At 38.7% G+C, this 18004-nt stretch carries 11 protein-coding genes and 1 riboswitch; of the genes, 3 read left to right on the top strand and 8 right to left on the bottom strand.

The window, feature by feature from the left end; translation table 11 throughout:
- Positions 1-236: 236 nt before the first annotated feature.
- From DU508_RS02490 to DU508_RS02475, 4 genes are all read right to left on the bottom strand, one after another.
- Positions 237-938, bottom strand: a complete 702-nt coding sequence (locus DU508_RS02490) for an L-ribulose-5-phosphate 4-epimerase (protein ID WP_115401262.1) — start codon at positions 936-938, stop codon at positions 237-239.
- Positions 935-2635: a ribulokinase gene (locus DU508_RS02485; protein WP_115401261.1), complete on the bottom strand. Its 1701-nt coding sequence runs from the start codon at positions 2633-2635 to the stop codon at positions 935-937. Before DU508_RS02485 ends, DU508_RS02490 begins: the two co-directional genes overlap by 4 nt.
- Positions 2636-2790: 155 nt before the next feature.
- Positions 2791-3015, bottom strand: a complete 225-nt coding sequence (locus DU508_RS02480; RefSeq protein WP_115401260.1) for a CDGSH iron-sulfur domain-containing protein — start codon at positions 3013-3015, stop codon at positions 2791-2793.
- A gap of 141 nt (positions 3016-3156) precedes the next feature.
- Positions 3157-4422, bottom strand: coding sequence for a peroxiredoxin family protein (locus tag DU508_RS02475; protein ID WP_115401259.1), 1266 nt, complete (start codon positions 4420-4422; stop codon positions 3157-3159).
- Between the two features lie 135 nt (positions 4423-4557).
- Positions 4558-4663, top strand: a riboswitch (SAM riboswitch).
- Positions 4664-5018: 355 nt separating this feature from the next.
- On the opposite strand from DU508_RS02475, the gene DU508_RS02470 reads away from it, so the two are divergent.
- From DU508_RS02470 to DU508_RS02460, 3 genes are all read left to right on the top strand, one after another.
- Positions 5019-8192 carry a SusC/RagA family TonB-linked outer membrane protein gene (locus tag DU508_RS02470; protein WP_115401258.1) on the top strand — a complete coding sequence of 1058 codons (3174 nt, stop codon included), beginning with the start codon at positions 5019-5021 and terminating at the stop codon, positions 8190-8192.
- A 10-nt stretch (positions 8193-8202) separates the two neighbouring features.
- A complete protein-coding gene (locus DU508_RS02465; RefSeq protein ID WP_115401257.1) occupies positions 8203-9636 on the top strand; it encodes a SusD/RagB family nutrient-binding outer membrane lipoprotein in 1434 nt (477 codons plus the stop codon).
- Between the two features lie 290 nt (positions 9637-9926).
- The gene (locus tag DU508_RS02460; RefSeq protein WP_115401795.1) at positions 9927-10520 is read left to right on the top strand and encodes a dihydrofolate reductase family protein; all 594 of its coding nucleotides are present in this window, start codon (positions 9927-9929) and stop codon (positions 10518-10520) included.
- A 31-nt stretch (positions 10521-10551) separates the two neighbouring features.
- Here the strand turns inward: DU508_RS02460 and DU508_RS02455 are convergent, their stop codons facing one another.
- The 4 genes from DU508_RS02455 to DU508_RS02435 form a co-directional block, all read right to left on the bottom strand.
- Positions 10552-10764 carry a hypothetical protein gene (locus DU508_RS02455; protein ID WP_115401256.1) on the bottom strand — a complete coding sequence of 71 codons (213 nt, stop codon included), beginning with the start codon at positions 10762-10764 and terminating at the stop codon, positions 10552-10554.
- Between the two features lie 1522 nt (positions 10765-12286).
- Entirely contained in the window at positions 12287-13378 is a 1092-nt protein-coding gene (locus tag DU508_RS02445; RefSeq protein ID WP_115401254.1) for an efflux RND transporter periplasmic adaptor subunit, read from the bottom strand.
- Positions 13379-13395: 17 nt separating this feature from the next.
- On the bottom strand, positions 13396-16527 hold the full coding sequence (locus DU508_RS02440; RefSeq protein ID WP_115401253.1) for an efflux RND transporter permease subunit: 3132 nt from the start codon (positions 16525-16527) through the stop codon (positions 13396-13398).
- Positions 16528-17925 carry a TolC family protein gene (locus tag DU508_RS02435; protein ID WP_115401252.1) on the bottom strand — a complete coding sequence of 466 codons (1398 nt, stop codon included), beginning with the start codon at positions 17923-17925 and terminating at the stop codon, positions 16528-16530.
- Between the last annotated feature and the right edge of the window lie 79 nt (positions 17926-18004).

The raw sequence follows: 18004 nt of genomic DNA, 5'->3' as shown, positions 1-18004 counted from the left end.
CCTGCTTTCCGTTTTATTCCGGCCATGAAAAATGGCATGCTCACTCCAATCAGGTTTATTTAACTCAGGTAAACCTTTCTGTTAAACCCGACAGGAGCGATGTATTTTGTGCCTTTCGCAACCCGGGAATATGCTGTTATGCTGAGGTACGGAGCGTCTGTTTCATAGGTTAGGGTGCTTCGTGCCTCAGCATGACAAAGGTGAATTGTCTGTGCACAGGATTAAAGACTCCTGACTCATTTTTGTCCGTAATACGCTCCGGCACCATGTTTGCGCTCATAATGCTTTTCAATCAACGAATCTTTTAATTTCGGTGCTTGTGGATTAATCTGCTGCGTTAACAATGCCATTTGTGCCACGGCCTCCAATACGGCACTGTTGTAAACGGCTTTCTCGGCAGTTTTTCCCCAGGTAAAAGGAGCGTGGTTGCCCACTAAAATCATTTCCACCTCTTTATGGCTTAAGCCTAAGCTTTCAAAATGATTCATAATTTGAAAACCGGTTTCGTATTCATAGTTTCCTTTAATCATGGTGTCATCCATTGGTGGTGCACAAGGAATATCAACAGTTAAATGATCGGCATGTGTGGTTCCATAAATTGGAATGGGCTTTTGCGCCTGTGCCCAGGCTGTGCCATAGGTAGAATGCGTATGTACAATTCCGCCTGTATCTTCCCAATGTTTATATAAAACAGCATGTGTTTTGGTATCAGAAGACGGACGTAAATCTCCCTCAACGGTATTGCCGTCGAAATCAACAATAACCATTTTCTCCGCAGATAAATCTTCATAAGGAACACCGCTCGGTTTAATGGCAAAAACACCTTTAGAACGATCGGCCGCACTTACATTCCCAAATGTGAAAAGTACTAAACCTAACCTGGGCAGTTGCATGTTGGCAAGGTAAGCTTGTTCTTTTATATCCTGATAGTTGCTCATGATAAATAAGGTTTTACATCTTTCTTGTTGTATTTCTCTAAATACCGGCCTAAACCCAAATATTGCTGATAATGCATTCTATACATTTTTTGCTTTTTAATATTGGGCTTGTATTCTTTCTCAAAGCCAGTTCCCATTGCAGCCATTGCAGCTTCAATACTTGGATAAATACCAGCAGCAACAGCTGCAAACATTGCTGCACCAAGCGCACAAGTATGTTCAAAACGGTGAATTCTGATTGGCATTTCCAAAACATCGGCCATCATTTGCATAATGTATGATGATTTCTTCGCTACGCCTCCAATACCAATAATTCCCTTAACCGGAACACCTTGTTCTTTAAACCGATCTACAATGGCTTTTGCGCCAAAACAAGTTGCTGCAGCCAAAGCACGAAAGAATCTTGGTGCATCAGTTCCTAAGCCCAGGCCAGTGATAGCGCCTTTAAGTTCCTGGTTGGCGTCGGGTGTTCTTCTTCCGTTTAGCCAATCTATTGCTAATTCAGCATAATCATCATCTTCTAAAGCTTCGGCTTGTGTACTCAGGTTAGCAATGATTTTACTTTCTAATTCATCTTTCAATGCAATTACTGTTTCTTTATCAATCAAGTCAGATTCAGTGAGTAAATGGTTTAATGGCCAGCAGATTAAGTTTTTAAACCAGGCGTAAACATCGCCAAAAGCCGATTGTCCTGCCTCTAAACCCGCCATGCCCGGAATAACAGAGCCATTAACCTGACCGCAAATCCCACTAATCAGTTTACCATGCAAATCCTGATTCGGAGCGACCAAAATATCACAGGTGCTGGTGCCCATTACCTTACTCAAATAGTAAGGTTCAATCTGCCCGCCAACAGCGCCCATATGCGCATCGAAAGCACCAACACCAACCACTACATCAGTGGTTAATCCCAACTGATGAGCCCATTCTTCGCTCAATGTTCCTGCTGAAATATCAGAAGTGTAGGTGTCAACAAATAACCGATCTCTAGATCCAGCTAAAAGCGGATCCAGACTGCTAAAAAAATCTTCAGGAGGTAAGCCATTAAATTCTTCCGCCCATAAAGCCTTATGACCGGCAGCACAGCGGCTGCGTTTCATGGTGGAAACATCAGTTCCACCACAAAGTAAAAATGGAATCCAATCACAATGTTCAACCCACGATTGAGCGTTGTTTTTAACAGCAGAATCTACTCGCAGAATGCGAAGTAATTTAGACCAAAACCATTCTGATGAGTAAATTCCACCCACATATTTTAAATAATTTAACGAAAATTTGGTGGCGTGTTCGTTAATTTCGGCCGCCTCTTTAACAGCTGTATGATCTTTCCAAAGCACAAACATGGCATTTGGATTTTCTTCAAAACCCGGGGTAAGGGCGAGGGGAGTTCCAGTGGCATCAACAGCAACCGGACTCGATCCTGTTGTATCGACAGAAATTCCTTTAACCAAATACGCAATTTCTGATCCTCCGGCTTTCGCTAAACAATCTTTAATGGTATGGGTTAAACCTTCAATATAATCTAATGGATGTTGTCTGAATTGATTGATAGACGGCTTGCAATATAAACCTTTTTGCCATCGGGGATAAAGAAATACAGAAGAGGAGATTTCTTTTCCGTTAGCGGTATCTACTAAAACAGACCGAACAGAATCCGTCCCGTAATCCACGCCAATTACATAGTTTGCTGTGCTCATAATCCTAAATAATCGTCTAATTAACGTTTATTTATTTGAAATAAAAAATTTAAAGATACTTTGTTACAAGAAACTTGATTAAGTGCTTTATACAAGACTTTTATAAAAAACAAAAGCCTCACATTTCTGTAAGGCTTTTAGAAGGGTAAATGTTTTTACACTTTTTTAGGAGGTAAATCGAAAGCAATGGCTTCATGTTCGAAATGCCCTTTATGTGCTCCATCGCAAAATGGTTTGTTGTTTGAAAGGCCACAACGGCAAATAGATAGTACATCTCTACCTTGTAAACCATAAATGTTTCCGTTTTTATCCACAATTTCAAATTCACCCTCAATTTTTACCGATCCGTTATTGTTGATTGTTAGTTTTGTTTTAGACATCATGTTTTGTTAGTGTGCTGCAAAATTAAGTCAAACTGATCTAACTTGAATGAACAGATTGCAGTTTAGAAACGTTCCGATTAGCTAAATTCCAGAGACTTCTTGACCGATAAATCCAAATAGCAAGTGTCGTACAACAAATTATTGCTCCAGTAAGCTATTAATTTCAGCATTAAACTCTTTAACAAAGTCGGTATAATATTTTCCTGTTGCAGGGCCGCTATAACCCGTATGGATTTGGGCTACCTCACCTTTTTTGTTAATGATAATTGTGGTTGGAAAGGACAGGAAATTATTTAAAGCTGGTAGAGATTCGGCAACCAATTGTTTATCTGGTTTACCGGCAATTACCTGATCATATTGAATGTCAAATTTTTCCCTGAATCTGGTCAATGCCTTTTTTACATAAGCTGAATCGAGTTGCCTTTCATAGTGAATTGCAATGACTTCAACACCACGATTGCGATTTTCTTTGTACCAGGGCGCTATAAAAGATGCTTCATCTACACAATTCGGGCACCAGGTTCCGGTAATTGTTAATATTACCACCTTATTCTTAAACTTTTCATCACTTAATGATATTTTTTTACCATTAACATCAGGAAATGAAAAATCTAAGGTTTTATAGCCTTCCTTTAAAAACGTAAGCTTATAGGCATCAGGCAAAGCCGCATTTTGATTTTGATTTCCACTAAATTCTATATTTCCTCTTGCACTTACCGCTTCTCCTTTTATGGTTCCATCTGTTGAGAAAGTTCCTTTATAATAGGATGGGGAAGAGCCAATAAAACTGGAGAGATAGAAATCATTACCTTCAATAATTCCTTCCAGATAGCGTGAATCTCCTGTAACTCTTAAAAATGTTCCGGTTATTTTATTGCCATTTTGTTTGAAAAGTCCAACTGCATTTTCATCTTTTCCATTTGGCGATTTAAAAGCTACGTCATACGTGCCTGAAAAATCTGCAGTTGGGGCTTTACCAGTTGTTTTAAAACGATAATTGGTTCCTCTGCTTGCAACAACTGTTAACGGCTTACCTGATTGATCTTGCTTTCTTAGTACACCAACTAAAGAATCTCCTTCAATTTTAAAAGCAAGTTCGTTATCAAATTGATCCAATTTAATAAAAATTGAATCGGTGGTTTGATTGACAATACCACCATCAAAACGTTCTTCTGCATTTAAAAAAGTGAGATGAGCTTTCCCTGTATTTTTTGCGTTGATTTCAAAGTTAAAGGGAACTTCTACATCAGGTTTAATTTTGAAAGTGCCCCGCCAGGTACCATTTGGAACAAATGTACTCTTCAGATTTGCATACTGCGCTGGCTGTTTTTTTTGTGTTTGTGCCTGCAGATTTTGTGATAACACACTCGCAAATAACAGAAACAATAAAGATTTTATATTCATGGGATGATCTAATCTATTGGATGATACCAGCAAAGGTAAGCATCAAATTGGCTAAGTAAAAATTTTTTAAATAAAATCTATAGATTTTATAGACTATTTGATTTTTATACTATCTTTGCGCCAGTTATTTTAAAATACTTATCAAGAAAGGTGGAGGGAATGGCCCTATGAAACCTTAGCAACCAGCCTTAAATAGGGTATGGTGCTAATTCCATCCCAAAATATTTGGGGTAGTTAAGTCAGTTGAATGCAAAATTATTAATGATAATATATGAGAGCACTCCTGATTTACGGGAGTGCTTTTTTTATAAGCCACTTGCACTTGATTGATAAGTATTGATTTACAGCTAAAATTAAATTCTGATGAAAAAAACTAACGAGCAAAAATCAATTCAATTAGGTATTTCAAAAACCTGTTTAAACTTTCGAATGTGCCCTGGTATTTGTTGATGTAAATAACAACCAATACCAAAGCTTTCATTCCAAAATAAATTAATTATTCATGCAAATAAAAAAATCGCTAAAAAAGCGAAGTGGAATTGCTTTGCCCTGATTTTTTACATGCGCTTTAACTAATCATTAATTCAATCCCAATTATGTTCAAGAAAATTAAGCTACCGGCAATATTCTTTTTGCTCCTGCTTTCACAATTCGTTCGTGCCCAAAATATAACCATATCGGGTACCGTTAAGGGCCCTTCAGGTGAAACATTACCCGGTGTTTCCGTATTTGTTAAGGGCACAAAACAAGCTGTTACCACTAACAATGATGGTTTATTTACCATTTCAATATCAGGGAAAAGTATATTGGTTTTTTCTTACATCGGGTTTTCAACCAAAGAAATTGAAGTAACGGAAAACTCTAAAACGTTGACTATAACTTTAAATGATGGCGATAATGCACTTGATGAAGTTGTGGTAACCGCGTTGGGGATTTCCAGACAAAAGAAATCGCTGGGATATGCCGTTCAGGAGCTGAAAGGCGAAAGTTTGGCCGAGGCAAAGGAAACTAATCTGGTAAATGCGCTCGCAGGTAAAGTAGCAGGCGTTAGGGTTACCAATAGCCAGGGTGATATGGGTTCTTCCAGGGTGGTTATTCGCGGCGAAACCTCTATCTCAGGAAACAATCAACCACTTTTTGTGGTAGACGGGATTCCTGTAGATAATTCACAACTCAATTCTGCCGGAGCCAGAGATTATGCAAATACCATTTCTGATATCAACGCAAATGATATAGAATCAATAAGTGTTTTAAAAGGCCCAAATGCTGCCGCTTTATATGGTTCCAGAGCTGCTGCTGGTGTTATCATTATCAAAACCAAATCGGGTAAATCAAAAAAAGGATTAGGCGTTACCTTAAATTCTAATACTGTTTTAGAAAGTCTGTTAACCTTGCCAAAATATCAGGATGTGTTCGGTCAGGGTTCAGAAGGAAAGTTTAGCTATGTTGACGGAAAAGGTGCGGGCACAAATGATGGTGTTGATGAAAGCTGGGGGCCAAGAATGGATGGCAGATTGATTCCTCAGTTTTTTTCGAAAGGAGTAGCTGTTCCGTTTGTGGCACACCCAAACAATGTGAGAGATTTTTTTGAAACAGGTTATTCTTTAACTAATGGTATCGCTATAGAGGATGCCAACGAGAAATTCGATTACCGTTTTTCTTACAACAACTTAAAGCAGGTAGGCGTAATACCAAATTCAGGACAAGGGAAAAACTCTTTTACACTAAATACAACATTACGCATAACCCCGAAGTTGAGCATTACAGCCAATGCAAATTATAGTAAGCTTGGTTCTGATAATCTGCCGGGAACAGGTGGTTCAAGATCTACAAGTACCATGTTACAGTTTACCTGGTTTGGCAGGCAAGTGGATATTAATCAGTTGAAAAATTATTTGGATGAAAATGGAAATACTTTCAATTGGAACAATAGTTATTACAGCAATCCTTATTGGGTGGCTTATGAAAATACGGTATCGCAAAACAGAAACAGATTAATAGGAAGTATTGGCTTGAACTACAATATTATTGACGGCCTGAACTTTAACTTCCGTTCGGGAACAGATTATTATAATGATCGCCGTAAAATTAAGATAGCTTATGGCACAAACGGTACGCCATTCGGATCTTACACGGAAAGTGCTTTTACGGTAAATGAAAATAATACTGATGCAACCTTAAGCTATGCCAAACAATTAAATGATGATTTCAGCCTGGAGGCGTTATTGGGAAGTAATATTCGTTCGCGTTATATCGAACAAAACGATCAGAGTGCACCAAGATTAGCCGTTGCAGGTTTATATACATTAAACAATTCAAGAGATCCCTTAACTTCATCAAACAATTATAGCCGGCTTAAATCTTACAGCGGATACGCATCAGCGCAAATTGGATTTAGAAATTATCTTTTTGCTAACGTAACTGCCCGCAACGATTGGTCATCAACATTGCCAGCTCAAAACCGATCATATTTTTATCCATCTTTTAACGGAAGTCTGGTGCTTACAGAGGCTTTTGATATTAAGAGCGATATCCTGGATTATGCGAAAATACGTGGTGGCTGGTCGAAGGTAGGTAAAGATGCTGATCCATACCGCTTAATCAATACTTATGTTTTCGGAGCGCCATTTGGAAGTAATCCACAGCTCACTGCCTCCACAACCGACCTTAATCCAGATTTAAAACCCGAAACAACTACTTCATCAGAATTAGGTGCTGAAGCGGTTTTGTTCAATAAACGACTTCGTTTTGATGTAAGTTTATATAACACGAACAGTTACGATCAGATTCTGAGTGTAGATGTTAGCCAGAGCACGGGTTTTCGCTCGAAACTGCTTAATGCAGGAAAAATCAACAATAAAGGTATAGAGGTACAGTTAGGGATCACACCAGTTAAAAAACAATTTACCTGGGATATCGATGTAAATTATGCCGCGAACAGGAGCAGGGTAATAGAACTTGATAAGGCAGGTTTATTGCAAAATTATGTGGTTGCTACAAATTCTGCTCAGGTAATTGCAGCTGTTGGCCAGCCATACGGAACACTTTTCGGGAATGCATTTTTAAGAGATGCGAATGGAAATATTGTGGTAAATGCTACAGGAACGCCACAAACTGATCCAACCAAAAAAGTTCTAGGTAAATATACTCCGGATTGGATTGGAGGAATTTCAAATACATTCAGCTATAAAGGAATTAGTTTAGGGGTATTAATTGATGCCAGTTTTGGTGGTTCAATTTATAATGGAACTTATGCCACAGGTACTTACACTGGCGTGCTGGCTTCTACATTACCCGGAAGAGGTGCAGAATTTGGCGGTATTTCCTATTATTACCCAGGAAATGTAAAAGCAAATGGAACGGTTAGATTAGCCGATGGTGCTACTGCTCCATCAGGTGTAACCGTTTATGATGATGGAATGATTTTCGATGGCGTAACTGCTGACGGAAAACGTAATGAAAAAATCCTTCCGGCGCAAACGTATTATAAATCTTTCCGTACAATTGATGAAGCCAATATCTTTGATGCTTCCTATGTAAAGCTTCGAGAAATTAAATTGAGCTACAATTTACCTGCAAAATGGATTCGTCCGTTGAGTTTACAAGCCGTATCGGTTGCTTTAGTTGGCAGAAACTTAGCTATTCTTCACCGTAATGTTACTGATATAGATCCGGAAGTTGCTTTTAATACAGGCAACGGCCAGGGTTTGGAAAGTCTTTCAAACCCGACAACACGTACTTACGGAATAAATCTGAACATCAAATTTTAATCTTCCCATCATGAAAAAGAACATCATATATACATTCATTTTATCATCTCTTTTATTGGCATCTTGCGGTAAAGAGCTTGATAAAGTAAACATCAATCCCAATGCTACTGAAAATGCGCAACCCGATTATCTTTTAACTGCTGCTATTAAAAATACTACAGATGCTTATTGGGGCACAACTAATAATATGAATTCCAGTTTGCTTTTTGCGCAACATTGGGCAAAGGTTCAATATACTGAAGAAGATCGATTCATTTATTCCAATAGTAGTTTTACCGCCTTGTGGTCAACTTTATATTCGCAAAGTATTACCGGGTTTAACAAGATTATTGAAATTGGAAATAATACTGATAACCCAAATTATAAAGGCGTGGCCTTGACATTAAGATCATGGTCATTCCTTTTGCTTACCGATGCCTATGGTGATATTCCGTACAGTCAGGCTGGAAAGTTGAACGAATTCATCACGCCTGCGTATGATAAACAAAAAGATGTTTATTTTGGTTTGTTGGAAGACCTCAAAGCTGCAAAAACTGCATTGGATCCAGCAGGAAAAGCAATTGCAGGTGATAACATTTATAATGGAAACATTACCAAATGGAAGAAATTCGCCAATTCGCTAAGGTTGAGAATCGCACTTCGTATTGCTGACAGAGAACCTGCTAAGGCAAAACAGGTTTTAGATGAGATTAAAAGCGATGGCGATCTTTATATAAGTGATAATACAGAAATTGCACAGCTGATTTATCAAATATCTCCACAACAAAATCCGGTTAGTGCTCAGTTTGATACAAGAGACGATTATCGAATCAGCAAAACAATTGTAGATAAATTATTTAGTTTAAATGACCCACGTTTACCGGTTTACGCCAGTAAAACGCAAACTGCTACACCAGAAGAATATGTGGGTTTGCCTAATGGCTTAACCAATTCTGAAGCGAGTAATCTTGGTTTTGCAAAGACATCCAAACCAGGTACATATTTTCTGGCGGCCCAATCGCCGGCTGTAATTTTTAGTTATGCAGAATTATTATTTGATCGGGCAGAAGCGGCCGCCAGAGGGTTGACCACAGAAGATGCAGCTGATTTATATCAACAGGGAATTACAGCATCGTTGAAACAGTTCGGCATTTCTGATACCCAGATAGCAACTTATCTGACTCAGGCTTCGGTGCAATATAATGCATCGAATTATAAAAAGTCAATTGGCGAACAAAAATGGATTGCTTTATTTGGGCAAGGGTTGGAAGCCTGGACAGAAAGGCGCAGACTTGATTATCCTCAATTAACGGCATCGGTAAATACAGTATTGAATGGACAAATTCCCGTTCGTTTTATTTATCCCGGAACTGAACAATCTTTAAACGGGCAGAGTTACAAAAATGCAGTTGCCAGTCAGGGAGCAGATCTGTTAACCACCAGGTTATGGTTTGATGTAAACTAAACATATTGTTATATTAGAGACAAGGCCGCTTCAGCATTTATTTGAGGCGGCCTTGTTGCTTAAAGTGTAGTAAGCTCATCTACAGAATACTAAACCAGATGTATGCTGATGATCCAAATTATTTCCTTGATACTCCATATTCAATTTTATGGTTTTACTCTTTTTTCTTTTTTAGAGTAACAACTTATTCTATTTACAGTTTTCGCATTTAGCCATCATGATTGTCACAATTGCACCGTAAATGGCACATTATTGTTGACGAAATTTATATTGTAATAAAACCAGTTATTATGAGAAAAATAATCGTCTTATCAATGATCACATTAGATGGAGTAATACAGGCACCAGGTGGACCTGAAGAGGATACATCAGGCGGTTTCAAATATGGTGGTTGGACAGCGCCTTACGAAGACGAAGTTTACGACAAGGTGCTGGAAAAAGAGTTGACTCCTGCAGATTATCTTTTGGGTAGAAAAACATTTGAGATTTGGGCCGACTATTGGCCTGAACATGCTGATTTTTGGCCAGGTATTAATGAAGGGACAAAATATGTCTTTTCAAAGACCATGAAAAAATCAGATTGGAAAAATTCTGTATTCATCAAAAGTGTTGCAGATATCAAAAAAATCAAGAATTCAGCAGGTTCTGATATTCACGTTTGGGGCAGTGGTAAACTTATTCAATTGCTATTTAAGAATGATCTGGTAGATGAACTACGCCTCAAAATTCATCCGTTAACGCTTGGCAAAGGAAAAAAGTTGTTTGATAACGGTCCGATTCCGGCAGCATTTACATTAACAGAGAGCATTGTCACACCAGGCGGGGTTATCGTTGCTAATTATAAACGAGCAGGAGAAGTCAAAACAGGCAATGTTGGAACTTAAATAGAAACAGATTGGGTTAATATGAATGGAATTATTCAAACACTAAATATCGGTTCAGAAAGGGCAGAACACGGGTATAAAATCGTCCATCATCTGTCCAGGTTTTATTCCAGGGCGTACCACGGTATTCTTCTGCTTCATGCTCAATACCGAGATCTTCAAGGTTACGGGTAAATGTTCTGTTAGATTGGATGTGGTCATAATTACCATCATATCGAGCCCAATCAGAAGCAATAGCCCTCATTTTTTTAAGATTGCTTGCAGATTCATTGAGCAATAATCTTTTTGATACTTTGATACAAGGAATAGTATTTTTGTTTCTAGATATGACAAACTGTTTAAATAATTAAAGAAACTACATTCGATAAGATGGTTTTGAAAAGTGTGAACCTGATGATATAGATATCTAAAAACGTTGCCAATAACCATTTATTCGTTTTTACAGATATCGGTAAGCTATGGTTTATTAAAGATTGAGAGAAAATAATGGCACTTAAATCATAATATATTAGCTTTATACTGAAATTTCTGCCTGTTCGGCTAACCACAGCACAGATTTGTGTAGGAATCAATAAACTAACTGTTTTTTAATTTATACTAAAGATGGAACATTTTGATATATATTTTCAGGAAATCGACTACGTATTTAGTTTCAGCAGTGTTGGCGTAAGTACCAATACAGAAAACGGCGTTTTAAAATATCAAATTTCAGACTGTCCAGATTAATAAAAGATGAAAATTAATATATTATTGTTAGCACTACTTTTTGTTGGGTGTAATAACGCACCAAAGGAATAACAAAACAATTCGGAATTACGCCATACAGATACGGTAGTTTCAGATAGTTTACAGCGAAACATAACACCCTATGGCAAATGGGAGAACTTTAAAAATGACTCATTGGGCTATCTGGTTAAAAATTTTGTCGACAGGAAGGAAGCTTACAAAAATAAGCCGCTGGATAGGCTTTTAGACATGCTCGAATTGCCTGTGCTGAGTTACGGCACCATGTCTTCTTACCCTCCATACGAAAAAGAGGTTAGGGGTATTAGACTTAAACTTGAAAATGATTTGAGCATTCATCGCAAACTTGAACTCAAAAAAACACCTGTTTTGCTCAATATTTTTTTTTAAAAAGCCATTGGAAGCTGAAGAAGTCGATGCGTTTGTGATTAAAAATAAAGTATCATGGACACCCGCGGTTAGATCTTTTTTTCAAAATCACGTAGTTGAGGATATTGAAATTGTTGCAGACCGAAAGTAATCTCAACAAATAGACAATTAATAATGTTTTGTTGAATAGGCGAAGGCCAACAATAAGCAAATTGTATGTTGTTGGCCTGGCCTTACTAATCTCTTTAATGAATATTTATAAAATTTATCCAACGGAAAGCAATTTCAATCGTCCGGTAAAGATTAACACAAAAAGAGTTTTTATTCAATTATAAGCACGATTACGAAATACTGCAAAAACAAAAAACCACCTTTAAATTAAATAAAGATGGTTTTTGAATTTTCGTGATCCCGCTGGGATTTACACCTAGTGTAAAAATCAACGTTTGCAATATCTTAGAGTGGCTTTGAAATTCGAACTCCCCGAATAACGCACCTTTTTTTTAATTAATAATGGTTGCAAATCCTATAAGTTAAAAATAGTAAAAAAGAATAATATTAACAAGTACCTATGCACGTTTTGTAGCAGCTAGTAGCGGGATTTTACATATTGAGCTTAAAATTACACCTCATGAAATCGACTGAAAAGCTTACTAATTATTACCCACATTCCAATAAGCGGTAGCTCCTGGTTTCCTTTCATCTGTTGCTCTAACAATTAGTGTATCTCCTACATTTAGATCCCCAAAAACTTCAAGTCCTTTTTCTGTACTCATTCCCTGACGCACATCGATCCATTCGGCCTTCCCATTCTTAACCGCAATTACAAATTTACGCTCCTGATTGGTAGTAATAGAAGTCGGAGCAATTACAAATGAAGCGGAATTTCGCTGAAGCTTAAGTTTCACATACGCAAAACTTCCTGCTTTTAACTCGTTATTTGGATTATTGAATTTGTATTCCCATGTCTCCGTACGATTTTGAGGATCAATGGCACCCGCTTTTCGTGCCAACTGAGCGGAAAAGCGCTTATTGGGATTACTTTCAACCCTAAAATCAACATCCTTACCTGTCGTCTCTGCCGAAATATATGTTTCAGGCACTGCAACTCTTAACCTTAAAGTACTTGTATTCTGGATGGTAAATATTGGAGAAGTTTGTCCCACCAAAGCGCCTCTATCTGCATTTCTGGAAGTGACCATTCCATTAAAAGGAGCTGTGATAACTAGGTAACCAGCCACTTCTTTATAAGACTGAGCAAGACTTTTTGCACTTTGATAAGCAGCACTATCTGTCAGCTTCTGGTTCCTGCTTTTCTCCAGATCTACCGGGGCAACAATGCCGGAAGTTTTTGCTTGCGATGCTCTGAATAATCTCTCATAAACATCCTTACTGGACTGATACCTGGACTGTGCTGAGGATAGCGCAGATTTATATTCGGCAGATTTGGTTCTTACCTCTGGAGCATCAATTACCGCCAGCACCTGACCTTTGCGAACCTTATCTCCTATATCCGCCTTGATTTCTTTAATATACCCTTCAACTTTTGGCGTAAGGTTTGCCGTTTCATAAGGTAGTAATTCCGCAGGAAGTTCAATGGACTTATTCACCTCCGAACTTGACAGGATAAATACAGGCACTGTATCTGTCAGTTCAGTTGTTGCTGCATTTTGTGAGGATTTCTTTTCTGTACATGCTGAAAAGCACAGTACAACTATTGATAATTTGAATATTAGCTTTGTCATTTCTTTATAAGTAAAGTTTAACTATTTTTTGAGAATTTACTATTGGGATCATCCGGGTCCAGCGAGAAATGATTGTATTTTTTATAGCCGACAGTAGTTTGATATACTGAAGGCAAAAAGAATAAAACACAAATTGTAGAAGTGATTAATCCTCCTATAACTGCGATCCCAAGAGGAGCGATCATACCATCTCCTATAGCCATTGGAATCATACCCGCAATCATTGCTAATGTCGTCATGATTATAGGTCGTAAACGGCTTTTGGCTGAATGCAAATGTGAATTTTCATTATCACCGTCTTTCCTCAACACTTCTGCATTGGTTACAAACAAAACAGCATTTGCAATGGCGACACCGACTGCCATTATAGTTCCCATATACGATTGGATGTTCATAGACTGCCCCGTAATTAACAGCAACAGCAACGAGCCTGATATCACAGCAGGAATAACAGAAAGCATTACAAATCCAACCCGGAAAGATTGAAAGAATATCGCCATTAATAAAAATACAACAACAATGGCAACGAGTAATCCAAATTCAAGACCATTAAGGGTTTGGTTTAACAATTCAGGCTGACCTCTCACTAAAATTTTAGCTCCCTTTGGAAGACCGGCTCTTAACTTGCTGGCTATCTCTTCCGTTTGTTTGAAGGCAGCACCCAAATCTTTATTGTATACGTTCGCTGTAACTGTGATATACCTTTGCTGGTTCAAACGATCGTATTCGCCTGGCATCGCAATTTTTTTCCATGATGCCACTTCATTCAAAAGATGGGTTTTCCCATTTCCTCCGCCAACCGGGATCATTTCAATTTGAGAAGTAGAGTTCATTTTGTATTCCGGATACTGAACTTGAACGATGTAAGCTGTGCCTGTTGATTTATCAAGCCAATAGCCCGGCGACATAAACCTTGTGCTCGATGTTGCCGCAACGACCGAGCGGGTAATTTGCTCAGAGGTTAAATTAAGCTGCCCCGCTTTGATCCGGTTTACATCTATTTTTATTGCAGGATAATCCAGTGGTGTTGCAATTTGAACATCACGCATATAGGGCAATGCTGAAAGTGCTGCAACCATTTTTTTTGCTGTTGCCTTGCCCTGGTCTAAGTTTTTATTAACTACTGCAATTTCAATAGGATTGGTAGTTCCCATATTTAAGACCTGGCTGGCAATATCCCCCGGTTCAAAAGAGATCACCGCTTTAGGCAATTCCTTTTTTACTTCAGCCCTCAGTTTTTCTTTAAATTCTTCAATACCAATTGATCCTTTATTCAATTTTATTTTGGTGACACTTTCATGTGGCCCACCAGTCCAAAGGTAAATGTAGTTTACTGGGAAACTCGAAGGCTGGGTTCCAACAAATGCCGAGGTTATTTCAATATTCTCTTTGCCAGCAATTCTTGCCGTCAACGCAAGTAGTTTTCTGGTTGCATCTTCAGTACGCTCTAACCTGGTGCCAACTGGTAATCTAAGCCTTACCTGTGTTTGGCCGGAATCTACAACAGGAAATAATTCGGTACCTATTAACATAAAAAACAATACTACCGTGCCTAAGGATAACGTAACAAATACTAAGGTAACACGGGCTGTTTTTCTTGAAACGCGGACAATATTACGCTCGTACCATCCTTTGAATTTTTCATAAAACTTGCCAGATGAAGTTTGTTTGATATGATCTTTCATCATCCAGTTAGCCATTACTGGCACAAAAGTTTGAGATAAGATGAAAGAAGCAATCATAGCGAACGCAACCGCGAGGGATAAGGGAACAAACATCGCTTTTGGCACACCATTCATGAATAGCGCCGGAACAAATACGGCAAGAATACTTAATAATATCAATAATTTTGGTGTGGCAATTTCTTTGGAGGCATCCGCAACTGCCCGGGCCTTGCTTTTCCCCATTTCTAAATGACGGTGAATGTTCTCAATGGTTACCGTGGCCTCATCAACCAATATCCCTACAGATAGCGCCAATCCTCCCAAGGACATGATATTGATTGTTTGTCCCATAAGGTACAATACTGTAGCTGAACACAATAAAGCCAGAGGAATAGTTAATACCACGATTAATGCAGCTCTCTTATCTCCTAGAAAAAGCAAGACCATGAGTCCTGTTAAAATAGCACCAAGTCCACCTTCAAAAAGCAAATTTTCCAAAGCATTCACTACATAATCCGACTGATCAAACTCATAGGAAACCTTAATATCATCAGGAATAGCTGCCTGCATATCAGGTAAAGAAGCTTTTACAAGTTTAACAACATCCCAGGTTGAGGCATCTGCCCTTTTAGTAACAGGTATGTAAACTGATCTTTTTCCGTTAACTAAAGCATAACTGGTGGTCACATCAGACCCAATACTTACCGTTGCGATATCTTTAACATAAACAGAAGCCCCGCTACCTTTTTGTAAAGGCGTATTTTCCAGATCCTGTAAATTTTCAATCACACTATTTTGGGGCGTCAGGTAAGTGCTGTCACCTATGCGCACATTGCCTGCGGGAGATATGGTATTTGAGGTGGCTAAAGACTGCATCACCTGTTCTGGTGTCAATTGGTAGTTACGAATCTTATCCGGGTCTACGTTTACAATCACGGTTTTGTTATTCCCGCCAAAAGGTGGCGGCGCAGAAACTCCTGGCAATGTAGAAAACATCGGCCTTACCCGGAATAAAGCCAGATCTGAGATTTCACCTAATGACTTGGTAGTTGAGCTAAATACTAATTGACCAACAGGCACACTTCCAGCATCGAACCGGGTTATGAAAGGCGGCACGGTGCCGGGAGGCATGAATGCTCGTGATCGGTTTACATATCCCACAACTTCAGCCATAGCCTGAGCCATATCTGTTCCTTCGTTAAACTCAATTTTTATAAGTGCAGCCCCTTGAATGGACTTTGAATCTACATATTTAACCCCAGTGATGTAAAGAAAATGGTATTCATAATATGAAGTAACAAAACCTTCCATTTGTTCAGGAGACAAACCACCATACGGTTGCGCAACATAAACAGTTGGCAATCCTAATTTCGGAAAGATGTCAATCTTACTATTACGAATGGAAATAAAAGAAAAAAAGGCAATTGCGATAACTGCTACAAGAACCGTTATGGGATGCCTAAGCGCTGATATAATGAGTTTCATCTATTGTTGAATCTGTTGAAAAAATAGGTCTAAATCTCCCTTGGCTATGCTGATATCCAGCAAAGAACGCTGAATAACCAATAATGCAGCTGCGCTGTTTATTTCGGCCTGCTGGAGTTCGTACTGTGACTGGGCTAAGCGCGCAAAATCAATCAATCCACTTTCATAACTAAGCTTTAAGCTGTTGAAGGCATCTGTAGCGCTCTTTAAGCGGACAACTTGCTTATTTAAAATAGCAATGTTAGACTTGTATTGTTGCCAGGCAATATCCGTCTGTTTGTTCAGATCTAATTGCAATTGCTTAAGCTTGAACTCATCCGCCTGTACCAACTGTCCATATTGCTTTTTCTTAGCATTCAACTGATAAAACTGGAAGACAGGGAAACTGATCTGTACTCCGGCACCAATGTTACTCCTGCTCAAATTAAACCCATCAGTTTTATTGATCGTCCCTGATGCATTTATTCCGGAACCGCGGCCATATACATTGCCCCAAAACTCTAGCTTGGGTCTCCAGGTCTTCTTTAATTCGTCCAATTTAGCTTCTGTAAGTTCCTTCTGGGCAACAGCGGTAATAAAATAGGGATGTTTTACATTACCTGATGAGGTATCAGCAGATACACTAATATTTTTAAAAGTAGTATCTGTTAGTATTAAATTCCCACTTCTTTCAGCACTTCCAATGAGGCTAGCGAGCACTATCAATTTTTGTTTAAAGGCATTTTCACTTTGTAGCAGCTCTATTTCGGCTTGAGCAAGCGAGCTTTGCATCTGGATGGTATCTACGCCAGGTCTTAATCCTGTTTTAGCTAACACCAAGGCCTGTTCTAAACTGCTCGAATATCTTTTAATGCTAGCGCGGTTATTTGAAATCACCTGCTTAAAGAAAACTGCTTCCAGATAAGTATGGATAGCTGCAAATTGGTATCTGAAGGCCTGTTCGTTATAATCAGCATTGGCAAGCTTAAATTGGGCTGTGGCTCTATCGATAGCCGATTTGCGTTGTCCAAATGAGATTGGCTTCCAGGTCAGAAGAGCAGTAGCCGCCGATCCGGGTACAAAATTCAAATCATTATTTTGAGATGGCGGGCCACTTATCGGCATCATCAGGCCCGGATAGCTCATTCCTGTGATATTATTGAAAGTCGCGACATTTGCCTGATAACCGATATTTAGGTCTGGCATCAGGCCGCGCTTTTCATAATCGATCAACAACTTTTCCGCTTCCGCGTTTGCTTTAGCTGAATTTAACTGGGGTAAATTGTTTTTTACCAAGGATGGCAAATCTTTAAGGGATAGTCGTTGCTGGGCATTTCCATTTATGGAAACCAGGATAAATAAAAACACCAGGAACAAGAAATCAAGGCTCCGTGGTATTCTTAAAACTTTTGTATTCATCGAAATTTGTATGGTTAAATTCTTAACCAAAAATGCACTATACCAAGTTGTTTACATGGTACATTTGAAAATACTACGG

This window comes from Pedobacter chinensis (genome assembly GCF_003339865.1).
Classification (GTDB): domain Bacteria; phylum Bacteroidota; class Bacteroidia; order Sphingobacteriales; family Sphingobacteriaceae; genus Pedobacter; species Pedobacter chinensis.
Note: the sequence above shows the minus strand (reverse complement) of the source record. Positions and strands in the feature narration are given on the sequence as shown.